At 65.0% G+C, this 23431-nt stretch carries 1 protein-coding gene (running past both ends of the window); it reads right to left on the bottom strand.

All 23431 nt of this window come from inside a single coding sequence — locus ABEA50_RS23525, ADP-ribosyltransferase, on the bottom strand. Of the gene's 47886 coding nucleotides, 16559 precede the window and 7896 follow it; the stretch shown corresponds to coding positions 16560–39990 (codon 5520, partial, through codon 13330, complete); reading right to left, the first codon wholly in view occupies positions 23428 to 23430. Both the start codon and the stop codon lie outside the window.

The raw sequence follows: 23431 nt of genomic DNA, 5'->3' as shown, positions 1-23431 counted from the left end.
CCCGCGCGGCTCCTCCGGGGTGGGATGTGCCGCGGCAGGGGTCGTCTCCGGTGCTTCGGCACCGGGTTGCGCCGGTCGGGTCGATGGGCCCGACTCATCGTCGTCGGACTCGTCATCGGATCGAACTAGGTCGGTGGTGTCGTGAGTGTCGTTGTCTCCCTGGTTGTTCGGCCCTCGGGTCGGCTCGCTGTCCTGGTTGCCCTCGGACGGGACCGGGGATGAAGGTCGGGGCTCGTCGGTCAGCGGGGGCGCGCTGCCGTCGGCGATCTGGGCGGTGGTTCCGTCGGGCAGGGTGACGGCGCGAGTCGCGGTCGCGCGGGGTGGTTGGAGTGCTGCCGGTGGTCGGAACGGCTCGCGTGCGGGGCGTTGTCCGTTGCCGGGGCTCGCGTGGGTGCCGGTGTGCGCTCCGTCCAGCGCCGCAGTGGCCGGATCGTTCTCGGCGCGGCTCTCGCCGGAATCGTGCACCGTGACCACGGACGAATCGACCTGCCGCAGCACGGATTCCGTCACCGGCTTCGCCGCGTACAGGTGAACTCGCTGCCGCGTCGCGGCGTCCGGCCCGGAGCGGCGGCTGTTCACGAACGCGGTGATGGCCGCGCTCAACCGGTCGGCGCCGCGTTTCTGGTTCCGCTGGCCGGAGAACGGCCATGGCGCGCGAGAGGTGTCGGAGGCGTCGCGGTCGAGTGATATCACCGTCGCGTGCCCCGGTTGGGTGCCGATGGTTCCCATATGACGGCGGGTCACTTCGGTCACCGCGTGGCTCATGACGGCGGTTGACGCGTCCGAGGGCGCGTGCCAGTGCACGGTCGCCGCGGTGTCCGTCGGGCCGAGCGCGATCATCGCACCGACGCGTGGCCCCCTGGAGTCCTGCTCGAACGACAGCAGGTGAACGGGAGGCGTGTCGATGCCGGATCGACGGGTGGCGAGCCGGGACCCGAGGTCGACGGCATGCAGGTCGGTGAGGGTTTCCCGGAGGTTCCGGAGCTGACCTGGGCCGTCCGACGGCAGTTGCTCGACGTGGTCGGGTGCGGTGAGCCTGGCGATTTCGAGCTGAAGATACTTGCGGTTCAATGCGTCCCGCACCCTGGCGGGGATACCTTCGCCGTTGCGCAGGCCGGGGAAGTCTGCGAGCAGGCGCGCCTGGTACTCGGGTGCGAGGTCGTGGAAGTGCAGATTGTCCCACCACTCGCGGCCGTGCTCGTCCCACCAGGCGGCCCGCTCGGACGCGGAGGATTCGGTGCGGTCGAGTCCGCTCGGTGGTCTCGGCGGTGCGATGCGGTCGTTCGGCCCGGCCGGGGCCGGATGGGCGAAGCTCTGGCGCTGATAGTTCTGCCGGATCGTGCCTGCGGCCAACTCGGTACGCCAGTGATCCAGGTCGGACTGCTGGTGGGTCAGCTGTTGCCGCATCTGGTGCAGCGCATTGCGTTCGAACGGGGCGTTCGCGCTTTGCCTGCGGGTCACCGCCTCGATCTCGGCGTCGAGCAGGACTCGACGGTGCGCGAGTGCGTCCCGTTGGCGATCTAGTTCACCGTGCCGGTCGCGTGGTTGGTCCTGGGCGTCGCGCCGGGTGAAGGTTTCGTCGAGGGCAATGCCTTGTCGGCGTAGCCAATCCAGTGCGTAGTCGTTGAGTTCCGTACGCGGTTGGTAGTGCCCGCTGCGGTCGCTCATCGTGATCAGGATGCCGTCGCGCACCTCGATCTCGCCCGCGGCTGTGATCGTGCGCCCGCCGAGGAACGAGGAGTGACGTGCGTTCTTGGGTTCGGCAGCATAGAGATTGCCGTATTCGTCCATCACGAATATCGCACGGTGCGGGTGGCCGAAAGGCGGGGCCGCAGCCGCGGTGGTGTCGAACGGCAGGCCGTCGCTGGCTCGGTACAGTTTCCCGTCCCGGCCTACGAACAGTCGATGTGACTCCAGCTCAGCGGCGTTCATGTACCGGACCGGGTTGTCGAACCGGAACGTCTGTGCGGGGCCTACGTCCGGGAGTCCAGCGATGCTGGATCTGACCGTGATCGGCCGGGTTTCGCCGAGATGCGCCTTGCCGATGGCCGCGCCGTCCAGCAGCGGAGTCTGCGGGGAGGCCAGCACGCGGTCCGATCGCGGCGGGATCTGATCCGGCGCGACCGTGCCGGTCGGGGAGTGCAGTCGATCCCACAGGCTGGACTCCGCGGGCGCCGTGTGCAGGCCCCCTTCGGGCGTGACCCCGATTTCGTAGTGACCGACGGTGCTGCGGCGCACGAACGCCGTCGGCCTGGTCGGGTCGACGATGATCTCCGACAAATGCCCGTCCGGGTGCACGCCGATCACGTTCTTGCCGAAGGCGTTGGCGGCCAACCGAAGTGGCGCTTCAGCGGTTTCGTAGTCGAGGAGTCCTCGGTGGGCAGTCGGGGCCATGGCCATCAACTGCCGACTGTCCGAAACCCACTGGTCGAAGCTCTGTCGCTGCCGTTGTTCCTCTTGCCATCGGGCGGCGTCGATTCTTCCCTGCAGCCGATAGTCGCTGACTTCGGTGCGACGCCGCGATTCCCTGGTTACGGAATCGTCCAGATACGCCTCGATAGTCCGGCGGACGGACCTGCCGGACGGAAGGTTCCACATCTTGGCGAGGGTGGCGAACAGCGGATCGTTCGTGTCGCGCATCGCCTCCCAATGCGTCGGCAGCTGCGGGGTGAACAGCGGCCCGAGGACGAAGCTGGTCTCCTGCACCGATTGCTCGGCGCCGAAGTGCTCTGCGTCCTCCAATCTCTCGAATGTCGTCGGCCGGCCGGGATCGGCGGGGGCCTCCTCGCCGCGCGGGGTGAGGCCGATGCGTTGCTGGTCTCCGGGGATGTGCTCGAGCGGGGGCAGGATCTCGGCGTCGAGGAACAGGACACCGGTTGCCGGGTGACGGCTGACCGAGTTGATCCGGTAGCGGGTGTTGCGTGCGAGCAGGAGTTCCGCGGCGGTCGGCACGGTGCTGCGTTGCGCGATCCACAGGCCGTGCGTCCCGACTGGTGCGGTGAGGTCGAGGCGTGCGGTGAACTGCCTGCCACCGGGCATGGTGAACGGGTCGCGGCTGACCGAGGTGGACAGGTAGCCGGGCTCGGACTGCACGACGCCGACCAGCAGTGCGGGGTCGCGGTCACCCAGGGAGTTTCCGTCCGCGGCGCGCAGGAAGGAGACCTCGAACAGGCTGCGGACGAGGCGGGTCGGTTCGGCGATCGGCACCGGCCGCCGGGTGGCCTGGTCCATCAGGTCGATCTGGTGGCGCACGGAGTCGACCTCGACCGGCAGACCGAGATAGGTCTGGAAGATTTGGCGGTGTCGCTGCGCGGTCCTGTGGTTGGCGATCAGCGCGTTCAGTTGGCGGTCCGGGGCGGGGCTTTCGAAGATCGCGCGCAGTACCTGCCAGGTGGCCGTCGCCCGTTCCTGGTTCGGAATCGCTTGCCGGAGAGCGCTTTCCCCACCGCGATAAACCGGTGCGAGTTGCGCCACCGTCGGGTTCTGCGACCCGGTGAGTTCGGTGAGCGGCGTCAGCAATGCGCTGTGCGCGGCGGCCTTGCCGAGGATCTGCACGTATCCCTCGCCGGAGCGCAGCGCGGCGGTGGGAATGGGGCTGGTTTCGTAGGCCCAGATCGCGTGCTGTTGGGCGGGTGTCAGCTCGTGCCAGCGATTCAGCATCGTTTCGCCGAAGTGCAGGCCCGCCGCGTCGGAGTCGAAGACCCGGATGCCGTCGGCGTTGATATGGCCGATGCCGGGTCCTGGGCGATCGGTCGCGGTCGTCGCGGTCGGCAGCGCGGCCTGATCCGTCGGAGGGGCGAAGGCTGCCCGAGTGTGCAGGTGGGCCGCGGGCAGTGCGAAGGCGGTACCGTCGGCGGCCAGCGCGACCCGCATCTGCCCCGGACTTCCGTGCGGTGTGTACAGCATTGCGAACGGCGCGTCGGGCCGATTGTGCTGGAGCACGAGGCGCTCGCGACCCGGTTGCAGCGCAATGAGATTGAGCTCGAATTCCCTGGCGATGAGCGGTAGGAGCATGGGTGCCATCGGGTCGGTGGGCCCCTGGCGGTTGCGGAGGATATCGAGGAAGTTTCGTAATTCGGTCCGCCGGAAATGGTCGAGTTGCTGGTCGAACTCCTGGCGACGGGCCGTTTCCGCCGCCCACTCCTGGGGCGTCAGTCGTCCCTGGTGGTACTCGGCGTCGCCGCCGACGCGGCGCGCGTTTTCATTTTGGCTCGCTTGCCGTACCCGTGGAGAGGTGAACGACCGGGCACTGGCCTCGAAATTCCCCTGCATCCGGTGGATGAGTGCGTCACGCGCCTCGCTCGCCGACCGATAGCCGGACAACCCGGCCAACGCCTCGAACACCTGATCGCCGTTGACCGGCAACGGTTCCCAGTGCGGCCCCGTGGTTTCGGTGTGCGCCGCGGGTGTGACGGGAATGCCATCGGCGGTGTAGAGGATGGCGTGGGTGGCGGCGAGTTCTCGTTGTGGTTGCGGTGGGAAGGGGTGTTCGGTGCCGAATCCGCGGTCGACGACGGTGATGTTTCCGTGGTCGTTGACCAGGAGGTAGGTGTGGGCGCCGATGCCGTGTCGGTCGGTGGTGGTGTAGCTGTCGACGACGAGGGCAGTGTGACCGTGGCCGAGGGTGCGGAGATTTCCGGCGATGTCGGCGTGGTCGAGGAAGGGGCGTAGCGGTGCTCCTGCGGCTTGTTCGAGGTGGGTGCGGGTGATGCCGGTGAGTCCGGTGGGGGTGGTGATCGGGCGAACAACGGGGCTGTGGGTGTGGGCGATGAGCGCGGCGATGGTGAGGGGACCACAGTCGTTGCGGGGGGTGTTGGTTGTCTCGAGGGTGGTGGGCGGGGTCAGACCGACGCGGAGGTTGGCGGGGGTCACCTCGGTGAAGCGTTGGCTTCGCTGGGGGAGGGATTGTTCGACCTTGATCGTGTCCACGTCTCGGCTCGAGACCAAGTGTCGGAGAGCGTCGGGGTCGGCGTTGAAGTTCCGCGTGTTCGTCGGTTCGCCGAGTCGGTGATCGGCGACCGCGAAGACCTGCTCGGCGGTGGCGGTGGCCGTGGTGGCGTACTCGTCGTTCCGGAAACTGATGGTCGTTCCGGGCGGGAAGTTGTCCCAGGTGAGATGCTCGAATTTCGCATCGGGGCGGAATATTTTGAAGGGTCGTGTCGGTGTCGGGCCGTGTTCGCGGATGCGTTGTGCGCGTTCGAGTGCGGCCCGCTGTATCTCGGATTCGAGTTCTGCTGGGCGCCTTTTCTGTCCGCCGTCGTTCGGGAGGTAATGCCGTTCGAAGTAGGAAGGAAGGTGGAGGCCTTCGGTTCTGAGGTAGGCGATCGCGTAGTCATTGATTTGTGAATCGGGTTTGTAGTGGCCGCTGCCATCCACGATGGTCGTGACAAGCCCGTTTTCAACTTCTATGAAGCCTGCGGCGGTGATGGTGCGGCCACCGAGGAATGACGAGTGTTGGATGAGAGCGGTGACTTTTTTCGCGGCGTAGAGGTTGCCGAACTCGTCCATCACGAAAATCGTGTCTATTTGTTCGGAGTGCCCGGTGTCGAAGAGGTTCCCGTCACTGGTTTTGTAGAGCCTGCCGTCGGGTCCGATGAAGATTCGGTGGTCTTCGCGTTCGCGGTCGTCCATGTAATGGACGGGGGCAGGGTAACGCGCCACGTCCGGGATCGTGAGGTCTGTCATGGAATCGGTTCGCGGGATGGTGGTTTTCGGGACGATCGGACGTAGTTCGCCGAGATATTCCTTCCGTATCGAGGCGCCTTCGAGGAGAGCTTCGGGCCCACCGGCGAGCAGGGCGGTCCTGGGCGAGGGAATCTGGTCCCTCGGGATCATTCCTGGCTTGTCGGGCAGTTCACGACGGTGTGCTGGGGACGAAGAGAACATCTTTCCGTCGTCGGAGACGCCGAGTGCGTAGCTGCCGTCGGGCGATTTACGCAGGAAGATGGTCCGTAGTTGCGGGGCGTTGGTGACATTGTTTCTCGGCTTGCCCTGGTCCAGTGTGGTGATGTTCATCCCGTGGATCTCGGCTGCCACGAAGAGCGAGAAATCCATGTGCAGCGACGGCTTGGCGACCCGGGTGCCGGTACTGTCTGAACCGTCCAGCAACGCCGTGATCTCCTGTTGTAGCAACTCTTCTCGTTGCCCGCGCAGCCACTGTGCGAAATCGGGCCTTGCCCGGTTCCTCGGATCGCTCGATTCGCGATCGAGGCGATCGTTGGTGATCAGGTCGGAATATTTGTCCTTCCGGTGGGTCAGATAGTCGGCAAGTTGGTCCCGAATGTTCGGGGCCTCGATGAAAGCTTCCTCGGCGGCCTGAATCTCATGGGTCGCGAAGCCGAGATCGCCGAGCTCGGACCGGGCCACGCGCAGTAGTTGTGGCCACAGTTGCGCGAATTTTGCGGGTATATGCCGCACGATGATGCGCGCCGAGGTGTCTTCTTCGGAATCGGGAAGGCCGGGTAGCTCTGGATCGTCGAGGTCTTTGCCGAGAACGAATTTGATCCGGGCATCCGAAGACAGGTCGAACGGTATCGACAGTTCGAGCTGTCGCAGAAACGCCTCGATATCCCAGGTCCAACCCAACGGATCCAAGCGGTGTCGTGGAACGTTGTCGAGCTCGGCGGTGAACTTTCGTACTACTTCGAAGTGCTCGGCACCGAGGTCGATCTCTCGAACAGCGCTCGTGGTGACGATGTCGGCCAGGGTGTGGAACAGGGAGTCCTTGCCCTGGTGCTGCTGGTGCCAGGATTTCGGTACCGGCGGTGCGATCCTGATCGAACCCACGTTGTGCTCATCGATCAGATCACCGAATTTCCGCATATCCATCAGACGCGGCGCCTCGCCGGGGACGCCGCGGATCTCGAGGTTGCCGTCGTACCGGACGACAGCGGCCGTCGCGACTCCGGTCTTGTCTCGGAAACCGACGGTTGTCCCGACCGGGACTTCGGCCGAGGCCAGCTCTCGAATGAGCTGGCGGCGCTCGAGGTCTTCGATCCGTACACCGGGTTCGGTCCTTCGGCGGTCATCGACCGTGAGCTGTAACCGCATGGCCTGCTCGGGGGAGGTCCGGAGTGCCGTTGCCGCGTTGTGGACGGTGTCGCGCCATTCCGGGCGTAACTGTTGAGCCAGTTCCAGGACTTCCCCCGGCTGTACCGCGGAACGTATCGCGTCGGTGATCGAGGTGAATCGCTGTAGTGCGTCGGCCTCGGCGGGCGTGAGGTCCCGTGACCGCGGTGCCGGTGTGCGCGCCTCGGCGGCCTGGTCGCGGGCGACCTCGTGCAGGCTCCGCTGGGACTTGTTGGCTCGGCGTTGCCAGTCGACGGCGTTGCGTGGGGTTGTCCCGAGTGCTTGCGCTGCGGTGGTGAGGTTCTCGCGCAGGTTCGGCTCGATCCGTTGCACGAACTCGAAGATGGCCTCGTCGCCGATGCTCGGTGACGTGTTCTTGGTCAGCACGATCCGTTGGAGCTCGGCGTATGCGCGTAGGGCTTGGTTCTCCTCGGGTGTGAGGTCGCGCAACTGGGTGTAGTCCTGCTGTGCGGGCGCGTCGTGCGCGGAGTCGATGACCGAACGGTTCGCCGATGTGTGCGTGGTGCGCTGCGTTGTGCGCGACGAGGTTCCGTCGGGGTGCACAGTGGTCTCGCCGATCTGCCGTGCGGCGCCTGTGCCGGGGCCAGGTCGGTGCTGGTGTCCGCGCGGGGGCAGCGCACGCACGGGGGTTCCCGCCGCCGGTTGGGCCAGGCCCGCCGACGGCGCGGCGTTGGCTTCCCGGCCGCGCAGGCGGTCCACGAGTCTGTGCAGGTGTCGTAATCCGCGTCTGCGCGCGGGCGGCTGTGCGGGATCCTCGGTGCGTGCGCTGCCGTCGCCTCGACGGGCTGTAGGACGGGATCCGTTGTCGCGGTGCGGAGTCCGTGTATCACCGGTGCGGCCGGAACCGTCTCCGGCGGCGCCGTGGTCCCGACGTGCGCCGATGCGGATGTCGTCGGGGAATGTGGGGACCGTTCCACCGTGTGGGAGCGGTGGGCGGGTCGTGTTGTCCTGCGGGGTGGAGTCGGTACCAGCGGGGTGCTGTTGCCTCGGCAGGGTGTCGGTGGCGTTGGTCATCGGGTACGTGTGTGCACCGATACCGTTCGCGCTCGGGGTGGCGTGCGCGGCGGGTTGGATGGGGGTGCCGTCGGGTGTGTAGAGGATGGCGTGGGTGTTGGCGAGTTCTTGTGCGGGTTGGGGTGGGAATAGGTGTTCGGCGTTGAGTGCGGGGTCGTTGACGGTGATCGCGCCGTGGTTGTTGATGAGGAGGTAGGTGTGGGCGCCGACGCCGTGTTTGTCGGTGGTGGTGTAGGTGTCGACGACCAGTGCGGTGTGGCCGTGGCCGAGGGTGCGGAGGTTGTCGGCGATGGTGGTGTGGTTGTCGAAGGGGTGGAGTGGTGCTGCGGCGGCTTGTTCGAGTTGGGTGCGGGTGATGCCGGTGAGGGTGGGGGTGGTGATGGGTTGTACGACACGACTGTTGGTGTGGTTGATGAGCGCGTTGATGGTGAGGGGGCCGCAGTCGTTGCGGGGTGTGTGGGTATTGGGGTGATCGGTAGTGGTGGGCGGGGTCAGGCCGATCCTGCGCTTTTTTGGTGCGGAGGGTGTGTGGGATGTGCCGGTACTGGTGTTGGCCGGGTGGTCGGTAGGTGAAGTGGTCGGGTGGTTAGGCCCGGAGGTTCCTGGCTGTTGTTCTGGGAGTACGACTTCCGCGTCCAGCACCACTTTTCCTGTGGTCGGGTTCTGGGTTACCCCCGTGATGCGGTAGCGGGTGTCGCGGGCCAGGAGAAGTTTGCTGTCCTCGGGTGCGCCGTCGCGTGCTGGGATCCAGAGGCCTTGGGTGCCGGGTGGCACGGTGAGGTTCAGGTGGTAGCTGGGCGCGGGGCTATTGGGTATGACGGGCAGATCGCGACCGATCTGGGTGGATAGGTAGCTGCGCTCGGTTTGTACGGTGCCGATCAGTTGGGCAGGGTCGAGGACGGGGTTTCCGTTGTTGTCACGCATGGAGCGGATATTGGTCAGGCCGTGCGCGACGGTGAAGGATTCGGTGTTGGGGAGTGGCTGTTTGGTGGCTTGGTCGAGAATGCCGATTCCGCGCTGGAAGGCATCGAGTTGTGGTGTGGTACCGAAGTGGCGTGCGAATAGTGGTCGCAGCATGTTCTGGTAATGGCGGCTGAGGTCGATGAGCGAGGTAAGGGTGAATTCCGGGTTGAAACTCTCGGCGATCATGCGGAGCAGCCGCCAGGTCGATTGCGCCCGAGCGGGTTCGGGGATTGTGCGGGAGATCTCGGCTTCGCCGCGGCGGTGATGATCCATGACCTGGTCGAGCGAGGGTTGCTCGTTTCCGGTCAATGCGGTGAGTAGCGCGACGGAGTCGACAGATTCACTGGTTTGCGTGAGGGTCGTTTGCACGTGGCTCGGGCCGCTGCTCAGCAGGGTGTTGAAGATCGTGGTGGCGTGGAAGGCGGTGGCTAGGTGTTGTTGCTGGGCGGTGAGTTCGTGCCAACGGTTGAGGACGGTATGGCCGTAATTGCGGGCTGCTTCGTCGGTATCGAATACTCGAGTCCCTGTGCCGTCGAGGTGCCCGATGTTGTGTTGGTCGGCTCCGCTGGGATTTGGCGGGGTTTGGCGGTGGCTGGGGGGCGGCTCGAAGGAGAGGGGAATGTGCAGTTGGTCGACGTGTAGTTGCAGTAGCCGACCGTCGGTGGCGGTGGCGATCTGGAGGTGTCCGGAATTTTCGGCGGAGGCGTACACGAGGGTGAAAGGTGCGTCGGGGGAGCCGTGCAGGTGTATGTCGCGGGGTGAGTCCTGGTGCAGCACAATGACGTTGAGTCTGAATTCGCGGGCGACGATGGGTAGGAGGTCGATACCCATGAGGTGGTCGGTGGGCTGGTTCGGGTCACGCACGATGTCGAGTAGGTAGTTGAGCCGTTCGCGGGAGCGTTGGCGCACCGAGTCGTCGAATTGGCTGATCGATCGTGCGAATTGCTCACGGCTCTCTGTTTTCGCTGCGATCTCTTCGGCGGTCCTGGGCAGGAGCTGGCCGGGAGCGAGATGGCCTGTCCTGATGAGGTCGGCGGTTCGGTGGGCGTGTGCGGAGTCGTCCTCGGCGAATTCCCGCTGGACGCGGGTCCGGCGTACCTCCTCGATTCGCCCTTGCCTCTTTCCCTCGGGGGTCGAGTGGGGCAGCACGCCGATGTAGTCCTCGAAGTGGGCCTGTATGCGTTGGGCGAGTGTGGTGCGCGTCTGCTCCGGTGTCACGTACCCGACGGTCTTGGCGAGGAGGTCGAGTACATGGTTTCCGTTGTGCGGTGAGGATTCCCAGTTCGGTGCGGTGGATGCGGGTATGGGGTCGGGCGTGTGTTGGCCGGTGTCGAGGTCGAGTCGCAGGGCCAACTCGGGGGTGGTCGCGAGTGTTGCTAACGCGTCGTTGAATGCCCCATGTAGATCGGGTTGTAATCCTGCGGCCAGGTTCAAGGCGTTGTCGAGGTTCGCGGAACGGATCAGCGCATCGATCCGGGCGAGGTATCGGAGCGCACTGGTTTCCTCGGGTGTCAGTTCGCGGGATGCTTCGTGCGCGAGGTCGTGCACGTTCAGCTGTGCGTGGTCGGCATGGCGTTGCAAGTTCATGGCGGCGGGGATAGTCCTGCCGAGTGCTGCGGCCGCGGTGGCGAGATCGGTGCGCAGGTACGGTTTTGTTCGTTCGAACAGCTGCAGGACCTGGTCGTCGTCGACTCGACGGTGCACCGTTGCGTCCAGCAGGATCCGGCGGATCGCGATGTATTCGCGCAGTGCGCGGGTTTCCTGCGGCGTCAGGTTTGTGCTGGCCTGTTGGGATGGAGCGTCTTCGGCGTCACCGGCAATGGGTGGGCGGGATTGTTCGACCGCAACTGTGGCGATCGCACGGTCACTGATCATTCCCCGCAGGGTCATGGGGCCGGTGTTGAAGTGTTGCGTGTGTTGTGAGCCGCCGAGTTCGTGATCGACTACGTCGAAGGTGCGGTCTCTCGTGGCCGTCACGGTGGTGGCGAATCTGTTGTTCTGGAAGGTGATTGTTGTTCCGGGTGGGAAATGGTCCCAGGTGAGGTGATCCCAACCGGCGTCGGTGGTGAGTATTTTGACCGGTGGGGTGGGTGTCGGGCCGTCTTGGCGGATTCGTTGTGCGCGTGCCAACGAAGTCTGTTGTGCTTCGGCGTCGGTTGCCGGTGGACGCAACTTCATCTCGCCGCGACTGCCGGTGTAGTAGCGCTGGTAGTTGTCGGGCAGGAGCAGCCCTTCGGTGCGGAGGTAGGCGATCGCGTAGTCGTTGACCTGGGTGTCGGGTCTGTAGTGGCCGCTGCGGTCCCAAATGTAGGTGATGGTCCCGTTGCTGGCCTTGAAGCGGCCCGCGGCGGTGACGGTGCGGCCGCCGAGGAATGACGAGTGCTGGATCGAGCCAATCGCCTTGGGTCCGGCGTAGAGGTTGCCGAACTCGTCCATCACGAAGATATTTTCGCCGGTTCCGGTATCGAAGAGATGTCCGTCGATGGCGTTGTAGAGCTTGCCGTCGGGTCCGATGAAGAGTCGGTGGTCTTCGCGTTCGGTGGCGTCCATGAAATGGATCGGGGTGTAATAACCGGTGAATGGCGGTCGTCTGAGTTCGACCATCGATTCGGGACGCGGGACGGCGGTGCGCGGGACGATCGGTCGCCGGTCGCCGATGTACTTTCTTTCGAGTGCGGCACCTTCGAGTAGGGGTTCGGGTCCGCCGACGAGCAAGGTAGTTTTCGCTGCCGGAATCCGGTCCTTCGGGATTGCACCCGCCTCATTCCGGATCGGCCGGGTCCTCGGCGCGGACGTCGAGAAAATGTTTCCGTCCTCGGCGATCCCGATTTCATAATCGCCGTATTCGGTCCTGCGGAGGAAGAAGCTCGGTAGGTGCGCGACATTGCCTAAAGTGGTTACCTGTCCGTTTTCCACGACAGTGATATTAATTTTCAAGATTTCCGTCGCCGCGTACAACGAGAAATCCACCAGCGACGGTAGTTGAGAAGCAGAGCTTCCAGTGGGCCCCGAACCGTTCCGCAACGCCGTTATCTCATGTTCCAGCAATCTCGACCGTTCATTCCGCATCCACTCGTCGAAATCTGGCCTCGCACGGGCGGCTGGATCGTTCGCTTCTTGATCGAGATGGTCGTCGGTAATAAGTCTGGAGAAATGCGCGGCGTGCGTGCTGAGATTTTGTGCGAGTTGTGCTCTGAGTCCGGCGGGATTGGTGGTAAAGCGGAAGATAGTCAAGGCGGCGAACAGGGAATTGTCGCCCTGCTGCACCAGGAGCCAGGAGCGCGGCAGGGGCGAGGTGGTCTCGACGTGATCGAGTCCGTGCTCCTCGACCAGATCACCGAATTCCCACCTCTGCACCCGGCGCGGCCCTGCACCGGGTGGTAGACCGCGAACCTCGAGGCTGCCGTCGTATCGGACGACGCCGACCGATTCGTCTCCGTCCTCGTCCCAGAGCCTGACGGTTGTTCCGACGGGGTAGGCGGCCGCGGCCAACTCCTGTTGGAAGTCGGAAAGCGCCGACCCCTCCTCATCATCGGATCGCGCGTCGCCGGAACTGCTTTCGTCGGAGGAAGCAAGGCCGATACGTTGCTGGTCCCCCGGGAAGAAGCGGTCGCCTGCTGACTGTGCGGGTTCGACGGGGATGCCGTCGGGTGTGTAGAGAATTGCGTGGGTGTTGGCGAGTTCTCGTTGGGGTTGGGGTGGGAAAAGGTGTTCGGTGTCGTGTGCGGGGTCGTCGACGGTGATGGCACCGTGGTCGTTGATCAGCAGGTAGGTGTGGGCGCCGATGCCGTGTTTGTCGGTGGTGGCGTAGGTGTCGACGACGAGAGCGAGGTGACCGTGGCCGAGCGTGCGCAGGTTGTCGGCGATATCGGCGTGGTTGCCGAAGGGTTGTAATGGTGCTGCGGCGGCCTGTTCGAGTTGGTTGCGGGCGATGCCGGTGAGGGTGGTGGGGGTGGTGATGGGTTGTACGAGGGGGCTGCGTGTACGGGCGATGAGTGCGTTGATGGTGAGGGGGCCGCAATCGTTGCGGGGTGTGTCGGTGGTGCGGGTGTTGGGTTGATCGATGGTGGTGGGTGGGGTCGAGCCGATGTTGAGGTCGCCGACGCGGAGGTCGTCAGGGGATGTTTCGGTGGCTCGCGGGTTTCGTGGTGGGAGAGATTGTTCGACCTTGATGGTCGCTGCGTCTCGGCTTCTGACCAATTCTCGTAGCGCGTCGGGGTCGGCGTTGAAGCGACGCGTGTTCTGTGGTCCACCGAGCCGGCGATCGACGACCTCGAAGGTGCGGTCGCCGGTGACTGTGGCCCTCGTGGTGTATTCGTTGTTGCCGAATGTGAGGGTTGTTCCGGGTGGGAAATGGTCCCAGGTGAGGTGCTCGAATTCCGCGTCGGCGTGGAATATCTTGAAGGGTCGTGTGGGTGTCGGTCCGTGTTCACGGATGCGTTTTGCGCGTTCGAATGCGGATAGCTGTATTTCTGCTTCGAGTTGTTGTGGGCGTGTTCTGAACTCACCGCCGCTCGCGAAGTATTGCCGTTCGAAGTGAGCGGGGAGGCGGAGGCCCTCGGTTTTGAGGTAGGCGATGGCGTAGTCGTTGACTTGTGAGTCGGGTTTGTAGTGGCCGCTACCGTCCGCGATTCTCATGACTGTCCCGTTGCGGACTTCCATGAATCCGGCGGCGGTGATGGTGCGACCGCCGAGGAAAGAGGAGTGTTGGACGAGGCCGGAAACCTTTTTGGCGGCGTAGAGGTTGCCGAACTCGTCCATCACGAAGAGTGTGTCTATTCCTCCGGTGTTTTCGGTGTCGAAGAGGTTCCCGTCGCTGGCTTTGTAGAGTCGGCCGTCGGGTCCGATGAAGATTCGGTGGTCTTCGCGTTCGTGGTTGTCCATGTAATGGACGGGTGCGGGGTAGCGTGCGACGCGTGGCATGCGGAGATCTGCGCTGGAATCTGTCCGCGAGACGGCGGTCTTCGGGACGATCGGACGCAATTCGCCGATGTATTCCTTGTATATCGCGGCGCCTTCGAGGAGGGGCTCGGGTCCACCGGCGAGCATGGTGGTTCGGGGTTCCGGGATCTGGTCTCGGGGGATTGCTCCTGGTTGGTCAGGAAGATAACGGAGGCGTGGTCGAGCGGCAGAGAACATTCTTCCGTCGTCGGAGACTCCGAGGGCGTAGCTTCCTTCGGGTGATCTGCGCAGGAATATGGTGCGTAGTTCCAGAGCGTTGGAGACATTGTTTCTCGGTCTCCCTGCGTCCAGGGTGGTGATATTGATCCGGCCGATTTCGGCTGACACATAGAGTGCGAATTCCATGTGTAGCCACGGAAAGTTGACCCGGTTGCCGGTGGGTCCGGAACCGTCCAGCAACGTCGTTATTTCCTGTTGCAGCAACTCAGCTCGTTTTTCGCGTAGCCATCGCGGGAAATCGGGATTTGCCTGGTTCTGCATGTCCATCGACTGCTGATCGAGATGATCGTTGGTGATCAATTGAGAATAGTGATCTCTTCGGCTGTGGAGGCGGTCGGCGAGGCGCTTTCGTATGTTCGGAACCTCGACGAAGGCATCTCCGGCCTCCTCGATTTCATTACTGTGAAATCCTAGATCTCCGCGCCGAGTAATGACCTCTGTCAGCAGTCGTGCCCACACCGGCGCGAGGTTTGTGGGTATATGTCGCACAACGGTGCCTGTCGAGGTGTTTTCTTCGGCAGCGGGAAGTGCGGGTAGTTCGGGATCGCCGAGCTCTTTGCCGAAAATGAACCTGATCCGGGTTTCCGGGGTGAGGTCTAACGGTATCGATTGTTCGAGTTGTCGCAGAAACACCCCGATCTCCGGGGTCCAACCGAGTGGAGTCAAGTATCGTCGTCGAACCTTTTTCAATTCGGAGGTGAGTCGTCGAATTACTTTGAACTGCTCCGCACCGAGGTCGATCTCGCGGACCGCTCCGGTGGTGATGATGTGGGCCAAAGTGTGATACAGGGAATCGGTGTCAGGGTGGGGCTGGTACCAGGATTTCGGCACCGGTGGCGTGATCCTGATCGAATCCCGATTGTGTTCCGCGATCAGATCGCCGAAATCTCGCCTGTCGATCAGACGTGGTGTCTGGGCGGATGCGGGTTGTGGGCTGCGGATCTCGAGGTTGCCGTCGTATCGGACGACGGCAACCGTTTCGGCTCCGGCCTCGTCTCGGAAACTGACGGCTGTTTCGACGTCGAGTGTGGCGTTGGCCAGATGCGCGATGATATCGCGGCGTCGGAGGGTTTCGACCCGGAGACCGGGATCGGTTTCTCGGCCGCGATTCGCCGCGCGCTGAAGGACCATGGCCGTCTCGGGGGCGGTCCAGAGTGCTGTGGCCGCGTTGTGGAAATCGTCCCGCAAGTCCGGTCGTAGGTACTGGGTCAGTCCCAGGGCTTGCCCAGGTTTTGCGGAACCTATTACCTCGATGATCGTGGCGAATTGGTGGAGCGCGTCGGTTTCGGCGGGTGTCAGGTCCCGCAACTGTGGTGTCGGCGTCTGCGCCGCGCGGTGCTCCTCACGTGCGAGCACGTACACACTCGCGCCGAATTGGTTGGCTCGGTGTTGCCAACTCACGGCGTTGCGTGGGGTCGTCCCGAGTGCTTCGGCGGCGGTGGTGAGGTCATCGAGCAGATGCGGTCTGATCTGTTGGATGACGTCGAAGTATTCGTCATCGATGCTGTGGAAAGTGTCCCTGCTCGTCAGGTTCTGTTGAATCTGGTTCATCACACTCTGGTGGATCCGGGTGTATACGCGTAGTGCGTGACCCTCCTCGGGCGTCAGATCCCGCAGCTGGGTGTAGTCCGGCTGTGCCGATGTGTCGTGCACGTAGTTGCGGCCCGCGAGGTCCGCTGGTGTGGGAGTGGTGGGTTGCGCTGTGCGCGAGGAAGATCCGTCCGCGTGCACGGTGGTCTCGCCGATGCGCCGTGCGGTGCGGGCGTTCGGGTCGGCTCCGGCGGGTCCTGGCTGGTGCTGTTGGCCGCGTAGGGGCACGGCCGTTCCCTGCGCCGGCTGGGCTCGACGGCCCTGTGTTGCGGGGCGTGTCGACGGCGCGGCGGTGGCTTCCCGGTTGCGCAGACGCTCCACGAGCCCGTGCAGGTGTCGTAATCCGCGTCGGCGGGCAGGTGGCTGCGCGGGTTCTCCGGTGCGTGCGCTGCCGTCGTTTCGGCCGTCGTCGCGCCGGTCTCGGGGTGCGCCGATGCGGATGTCGGAGGGGAATTCGGGGACCGCGCTGCCGCGTGTGAGCTGCGGGCGGATGGTATTTCCCTCGGGGGTGTACAGGACGGCGTGGACACCGGCGGGCTGGAGTTGTCCCGGCAGGGTGTGGGTGGGGTCGGCGGTGTCGTGGACGCGGATGATGCCGTCGTCGTTGATCATTCGGTAGGCGTGTGCGCCGATGCCGTTCGCGGTGGGGGTGGCGTGTGCGGCGACGACGAGTGCTTGCGCGCCGGGGCCCTGGGTGCGCAGGATCGAAACGATCGCGCTGTCGTCGGGGTATCCGTGGAGTGTCTCGCCCGCGGCTTGTTCGAGTTCGTCTCGGGTGTGGCCTGGCAGGGGCGAAGGGTGTTGTGGAACTTGGATTCTGGTGTTGCCGAGGTCGTTTCGGATGTCGGTGAGTGTGTCGATGACGCAGTCGGTACCGGGCTGCTCGTGGCGTGCGCTCGGGTCCGGTTGGTGTGTGACCGCTGTGTGGGCCGTGCCCTCGCCGCTCGTGCTGGTTTCCGGCAGTAGAACTTCCGCGTCGAAGATGGTGATGTCGTCGGCTTCGTTCCTGGTTGCTCCGGTGATGCGGTAGCGGGTGTCGCGGGCCAGCAGGAGTTCGTTGTCGCCGGGTACCCCGCTGCGCTGTCCGATCCAGAGGCCAGGGGCGCCGGGCGGGACGGTGAGGTTGAGTCGGTAGTCGAATCGGCGGCTGTCGGGCATGGTGGGAAGGTGGTGACCGGCCGAGGTGGAGAGATAGCCGGGCTCCTGTTGCACGGTGCCGACGAGGCCTACCGGGTCGTGGAAGGAACTGACGAAGTTTCCGTCGCGATCGCGCATGAAGCTGATGCTCGTGAGACCACGCACGACGCGAAGGGGTTCGGCGTTGGGGAGTGGGCGGGTGGCCTGATCAAGGGTGTCTACCGCGTGTGCGAGCACCTCGATGCTGGGTGTGGTGCCGAAATAACGGTGGAAGAACGGTTGCAGCGTTTGGTGGTAGAAGGCGTTGTCGGCGGCCAGCTGCTCGAATGTCGCTTCCGGCTCGTTCCTGGAGTGCATCGCGTGGAGCAGCCACCAGGTCGTGTTCGCGCGATACGGGTCGGCGATGACGTCGTGGACGTGCGCCTGCCCGGCTCGGTAGTGCTGGGTCAGCTCGGCGAAGGTGGGTTCACGGTGTCCGGTGAGCTCGGTCAGGAGCGTGAAATGTTCGGCGGCGTCGCGCCCCCGGTCGATGGTGGCTCGGGTTTGGTGGGGGCCTTCGCGCAGCAGGTTGTTCTGGAGCACGAAGGCGTGGTAGGCCCACGCCGCGTGCTGCTGCTGCGGGGGCAGCTGGTGCCATTGGTCGAGCACGGTTTCGCCGTAGTTCAGGCCCGCCTCGTCGGAGTCGAAGATTCGGGTGCCGCTGTCGTCGAGGTGCCCGGTGTCGCGATCGGTGGTGGTTGGTGTGTTCGGTCGCGGCTCGTGCCCAGGGGGTGGTGTGAACGCGGCCGGGATGTGCAGGTCGTCGGGGTGTAGGCGCCGTGGTGCGCCATCGGCGGATGTGGCGATGTGCAGGTTTTCCGGGTGTTCGGCGGAGGCGTACAGCAGGGTGAACGGTGCGCCGGAGGGGCCGTGCTGGTAGATGTCGCGGGGCGCGTCCTGGCGCAGCACGACAACATTGAGTTCGAGTTCGCGGGCGACGATCGGCAGCAGGTCGGCGCTCATGAGGTGGTCGGTGGGCAGGTTCGGATCGGCGAGGGTGTCGAGTAGATAGCTGAGCCGGTCGCGGGCGCGCCTGCGAATGGTTTCGCCGAATCGGCGCATCGATTCTTCGAATTGCTCGCGGCGGAGGGTTTCGGCCGCGACTTCCTCGGCGCTCCTGGGTAGCGGATCGTCGCGGCCGAGTTCGCCTCGCCGGAAGAGCTCGGAGCGCATGCGGATTCGACGCCATCGCTCGCCGCTGAGTTCGGTGTCCATGCGGGCGATGCGGAGTTTCTCGACCTTCAGTTCTTTCAGTCCGTCGGGGGTGAAGGCGGGCAGCAGGTCGACATAGTCCTCGAGATGGGCGCGCAGGCGCTCGGTGACCGTGGCGCGCAGCGTGGCCGGTGTCGGGTACCCGGCGGACTGTGCGAGCACATCGAGGAGGTGATTTCCGTTGGAGGGCAAGGGTTCCCAGGTTGCTGCGGACCTCGCGGCCTGTTCGAGTTCCTGGTCGATGATGATCTGACGGCTGATGTCCTCGACCCGGATTCCGGGTTCGGTGTCCTGGCGATCCTCGGCCTCGAGCTGGCGTCTTATTGCCAGTTCGGGGTGTATGCGCAGCGCCGTGGCCGCACTCTGGAACGTGTCGCGCAACTCCGGCCGCAATTGCTGGGCCACTCCGAGAGCGTCGTCGACCTCCGCGGAACCTATCGCCCTGGTGATCGTGACGAATTCTCGTAGCGCAGCGGTTTGCGCGGGTGTGAGTTCTCGAAATTGCGGTGTCGGCGGGCGTGTCGTGGCTTCTTCGGCGGGTGGGGCCTCGATTTCGGAGGGCTCGTGGGATGTCGCTGCCTCCGAGTCGCCGGTGCGCGACCCGGTGAAGTCGTCGGTGGCGTCGCGGGTATGGAACGCGGCGAAGTCGTCGGTGGCGTCGCCGGTACGGAACGCGGCGAAGTCGTCCACGAAGTCGTCGGTGGGACGGCTTTCCTCGCGTGCGATGTCGTAGATGCTCTTTTCCCAGGCATCGGCCTCGCCTTGCCAACTCACCGCGGTCATGGGGGTCGTGCCGAGTGCTTCGGCCGCGGCAGCGAGGTCGTCGAGTAGCTGTGGCCTGGTCTGTTCGGCGAGGTGGAAGATGTCTTCGCGGTCGATTCCCCTGACCGAGAACCGGGCCAGCGGGATTCGCATGAACTGGGCGTACGCGCGTAGCGCGTGACTCTCGTCCGGAGTCAGGTCCCGTATCCCGTTGGGGGCGTGCTGTGTCGGTGCGTCCTCGGCATCGGTGACCGGACGGTCGGCTGGTGCTGGTGTCTCACGCGGAGTGGTCGAGCGTCCTGTCACAGGGTTCGCATCCGGTGTGTCGGCGAGCGAGGTCGTCCGGGTACGGGTGGTGGGTTGCGTTGTGTGCGAGGTGGTTCCGTCGGGCTGCACGGTGGTGTCACCGACACGTCGTGCGGTGAGGGTGGCAACGGCCGATGTGTCGACGCGCGGTTCGCGATTGCGTTCGAAGAGGGTGCGAATGCTGCGGAAAGCGGAGCCTGTTCGGCTATGGGTTCGGCTGCGTTGTGCCTCGACGGATGATGCTGCCTCGGTGGTCCTGTCGGCGGAGTGGGTCTCGCGGCTGCGGAGCCGGGAGACGAAGTTGTGGAGGCGGTGGCGGGTGCGTCCTCGGGTGGCGGTGGTGTTGCGTGCGCTGCCGTCGAATTCGGTACCGCTGTCTCGTCGGCCGATAGGGCGGGATGTGTTGTCGTGGTGGGGGACAGCGGCTGTGGCGCCTCGGCCGTGGCCGGTGGTGGTGGTGCCCCCGGTGCCACTGGGTCGGTCTTGGGGTGCGCCGATGCGGATGTCGGAGGGGAATGCGGGGACGACGGTGCCGCGTGGGAGTAGCGGGCGGATCGTCGTGCCTCGGGGGGTGTACAGGACGGCGTGGACACTGGCCGGGTGCTGTTGTCCCGGCCATGTGTGCGTCCGGTCGGCGGTATCGCGGACGCGGATGACACCACGGTCGTTGATCATTCGGTAGGCGTGTGCGCCGATGCCGTTCGCGGTGGGGGTGGTGTGGACGGCGATGACGAGCGCTTGTGCGCCGGGCCCGTGAATCTGGAGGTTGCGGGCGATCGCGGTGTCGTCGGGGTATCCGTGGAGTCTTCCGCGTGCGAACCGTTCGAGTTCGCGTCGGGTACGGCCGGGCAGCGGTGCGGTGTGTCGGGGTATGCGGATCCCGTTGTCGCCGAGGTCGTTCCGGATTTCGGTGAGGGTGTCGACGACGCAGTCGGTAGCTGTCTGTTCGTCCATGGTGGTCGTGCCGGGACGGTTCGTGCGCGTTGTGTTCGTGTCGTCGTCGCGGGTCGGCATCGAGGTCGGTGGCGGTGTGGAGGTCGTGGTGTGGCGGTTCGTGACCGTCGTGTGGGCGGTGGTGCCGTCGCCGCCAGCAGTTTTCGTGGTCGTGGTTGATGTCGTCCGGCGGGTGAGTCGGTCGAGGGGACGCCGGAACACGTCGCGGAAGTGGCGGCGTTGGGTGGTTTCGGATGTGCCGGGTGTGGCGGTGTCGGTGGTTCGGTTCGATGTGGTGTGAATTCGGGTAGCGAAGCGCCGCAGGCGGTTCCAGGTCCCGTGGGTGTCTCGGGTGGATGGGGTGTCGGTATGCGCTGCGGCGGGGGTGGGTGTCGTAGTGCTGCCGTCGGTTGCGGGCCGCGTCCGGATCCTGTCCTGCGTTTCCCGAGATACCGGTGCGTTCTCGGTAGGTGTCTCGACGACTTCGGACGGCTCGACGTCTTTGGAGGAGGTGACATTCTCGGTCGGTGTGACGCCCTTGGACGACGCGATGCTCTCGGGTGTCTCGAGGCCCTGCGGTGCCTTGATTTCCTCGGAGGGTGTCACGTGCTTGGTCGACGGGATCTCTTCGGAGGTTGTGGAGTCCTTCGGGAGCGCGGCGTCCTCGGCGGGTGTGTTGTCCTCGAGCTGTGTGTAGGTCTGCGCCTCGGTGGAGGTGATCTTCGCCGTGCTTGCGAAATCCTTGGGCAAAACGAGGTTTTCGAGCGATTTCGACGTGGTGGGCAGTGGACCTGCCTGGGTGAACAGGCGAGGGTCGGTGCTCTGCGAGGCTCCGGTGAGAGGTCGGGGGACCGATCCCGGTTCGGTGACCGAACTCGAGCGTTGATCGCGACGTTCGATCGGCTGGGGCGGGGTGCGGTCGAGTTCCTCGTCGGAGCGCGAAGATCGTGGCTGCCGAGTCGGTTCCTGCGGGATCGTGGTGCCGGCTCGGTTCTCGGGTGGCAGTGAACTCGGACGGTCGCTGGGTGTGGTGGGTTCGAATACCGTTTCGTGGGTGGGGGTTTGGGGCACCTGGTCGTCGGAGTCGGGCGTGCCGACCGACTCCTCGTCGTCGTCCATGCGGAGCACGGATCGGATGTCTTGCAGCCTGAGTGGGCGGAATGCCGATCCGATGGTCGTGTGCGTGGGTAGCTGGGGTTCGGTGATCTGGTGCTGTTCGGGTGGCAGGGCTGCCAGTGATGTCGGGTCGTGGATCTCGTTGTCGGACTTCGGCTCGTGCTGTGTATGGTCCTCGCCGCCATCGGACGAATCCTGTTCCTCCTCTTCGGGAATCGTGGCGAGTCGAATGGGTTCGGGGGACCGAGCGGCGCGGATCCTCGGGGGCACCGTGTTGTCGTGCTGCTGCTTGGACGGGTCGTCGTCGAGCGCTGGTTCCCGCGCTGTCGGCTCGGCGATCTCACCCTGCGGACGAGCGGACTCGCTGCTCTCGAATGCCGGTGGTGTGCTCGTCTTCGCCGGGAGAGACTCGTCGTCGGAGAATTCGTCGAACTGGTCGAAGTGCTCGGGGGTCGGCAGTTCGGCAATCGGGGTGTCGTCGTGTTCGGTTGCTTCGGCATCTTTGCCCTCGGACTCGGTGTCGGTTGGTGCGGATTCGTCCCGAGAGGCGTCCTCGGGAGTCGGCTGCGGTGTAACGGTTTTCGCCAACGGATCCTGGTCGTCGGGTTGGTCGAACAGGGTGCGCAGCACAGTGTCTTCGTCGCCGTCGAGCAGGGGGACATTCGCGCGTGGCACCGGTGCGATGCCGTAGGCATCGGCGCCCAGCTGTTGCAGTAGGTTCTCGCCGAAGTAAGTTTCTCCGTCTGTCGGCTCGAACTGCGTGGAAGTCGTCGTGACATACGACGGGTCGACGGGCGAGGCAGGATCGCGCGGTTTCTCCCGGGCCGGAGCCGATTCTTGCTGTGGTGGAGGCGATTTGCTGGCTTCGCCTGTCTGGGTGTCGGGGGTCTGTTTCTCGGCAGGCGTGGTGGACTCGAGCTGTGTGAAGGGGACGTCCGCCTCGGTGCTGTAGACCGATTCGTCGTCGGACAGGACCGCTGTGCCGTCCCCGGGCAGGGGGTTGTAAATCACGGTGCCAGTGGGGGATGGAGGTGGGGGGATGATCTCGGTGTTCGAGTCGACGGCGTTGTCCTCGAAGGTGCCGTCCGGGTCGAGAGTTCGGGTGTTCGGATCGGTGCTGATCGGCGCGGGAGCCGACTGCTGGGCGCCCGTGGACGGCTGGGGAACAAAGCCGGGGGTGGGCACGGCGAGGTAGTAGTGGCTGCCGGACACCAGGACCGTCGCATCCGGTATGGCGGTGGTGTCTTCACCGAAGGTCCATCCACCTGTTGCCAGGAGTTCCTGGTTCTGCACGCGCAGAGTAAGACCACCGCGGGCCAGGACAGCGGCGGCGGCTTGCGGGACGAGGTGACTGACGGCGTTACGCCACACTCCCTGAGTCTTGATCGCCTCGATCTGGTCGTTGAAACGGTCCCGGAGCTGGAGATTGTCTCGCGCCCGGAGCAGTTCCTGTCGTTCCGCCGGTTCGAGGTCGGTGGCGCCGGGTACCTCCGCGGCGGACAGGACAGCCTGGAAGGCACCGAAGTAGTTGTCGGAATCGGCGCGTAGCTGTTGGGCAACGTCCGCGCGCAGGCCCCGGATCCGTTGGTCGAGCTGTGCTCTGGTGGTGGGTGGACCGTCGTGGTAGATCACGCGTTCGAGGGTGTAGAAGAAGCAGTCCCCATCCGCGGGCATCGACTCCCACACATGGCCCGTCGGTGCGGTGATTTGTCCCACCGTGCTCGATCGCGCACCGCGAGAACGCACTCCGTCCGCCGACGGAGGCGTATTGGACTCCACCCCCTTGCCGGTGTTCGGGACCTCTTCTTGGGCCTTTGCTTGGGCCGCCGCCTTCGTACGGGCAGCAGCCTCGGCATCGGCTTTCTCTTTGGCCGCCTTGGCTTTTTCCTCGGCCTCGGCCGTGGCGGCTCGCTCCCGTGCCTCGGCGTCGGCTTTGTCCTGTGCGTCGGTCTTGGCTTCGGCGGCTTTGGCGGCTGCCTCCGCCTTGGTCTTGGCGTCGGCCGCAGCCTTGGCGTCCTCGTCCGCCTTCGCCTTCGCGTCGGCCGCAGCCTTGGCTTTGGCTTCGGCGTCTTTGTCCGAGTCCTCGGGC

This window comes from Nocardia callitridis, from assembly GCF_039543305.1.
Classification (GTDB): domain Bacteria; phylum Actinomycetota; class Actinomycetes; order Mycobacteriales; family Mycobacteriaceae; genus Nocardia; species Nocardia callitridis.
This window is presented reverse-complemented; position numbering and strand designations above follow the sequence as displayed.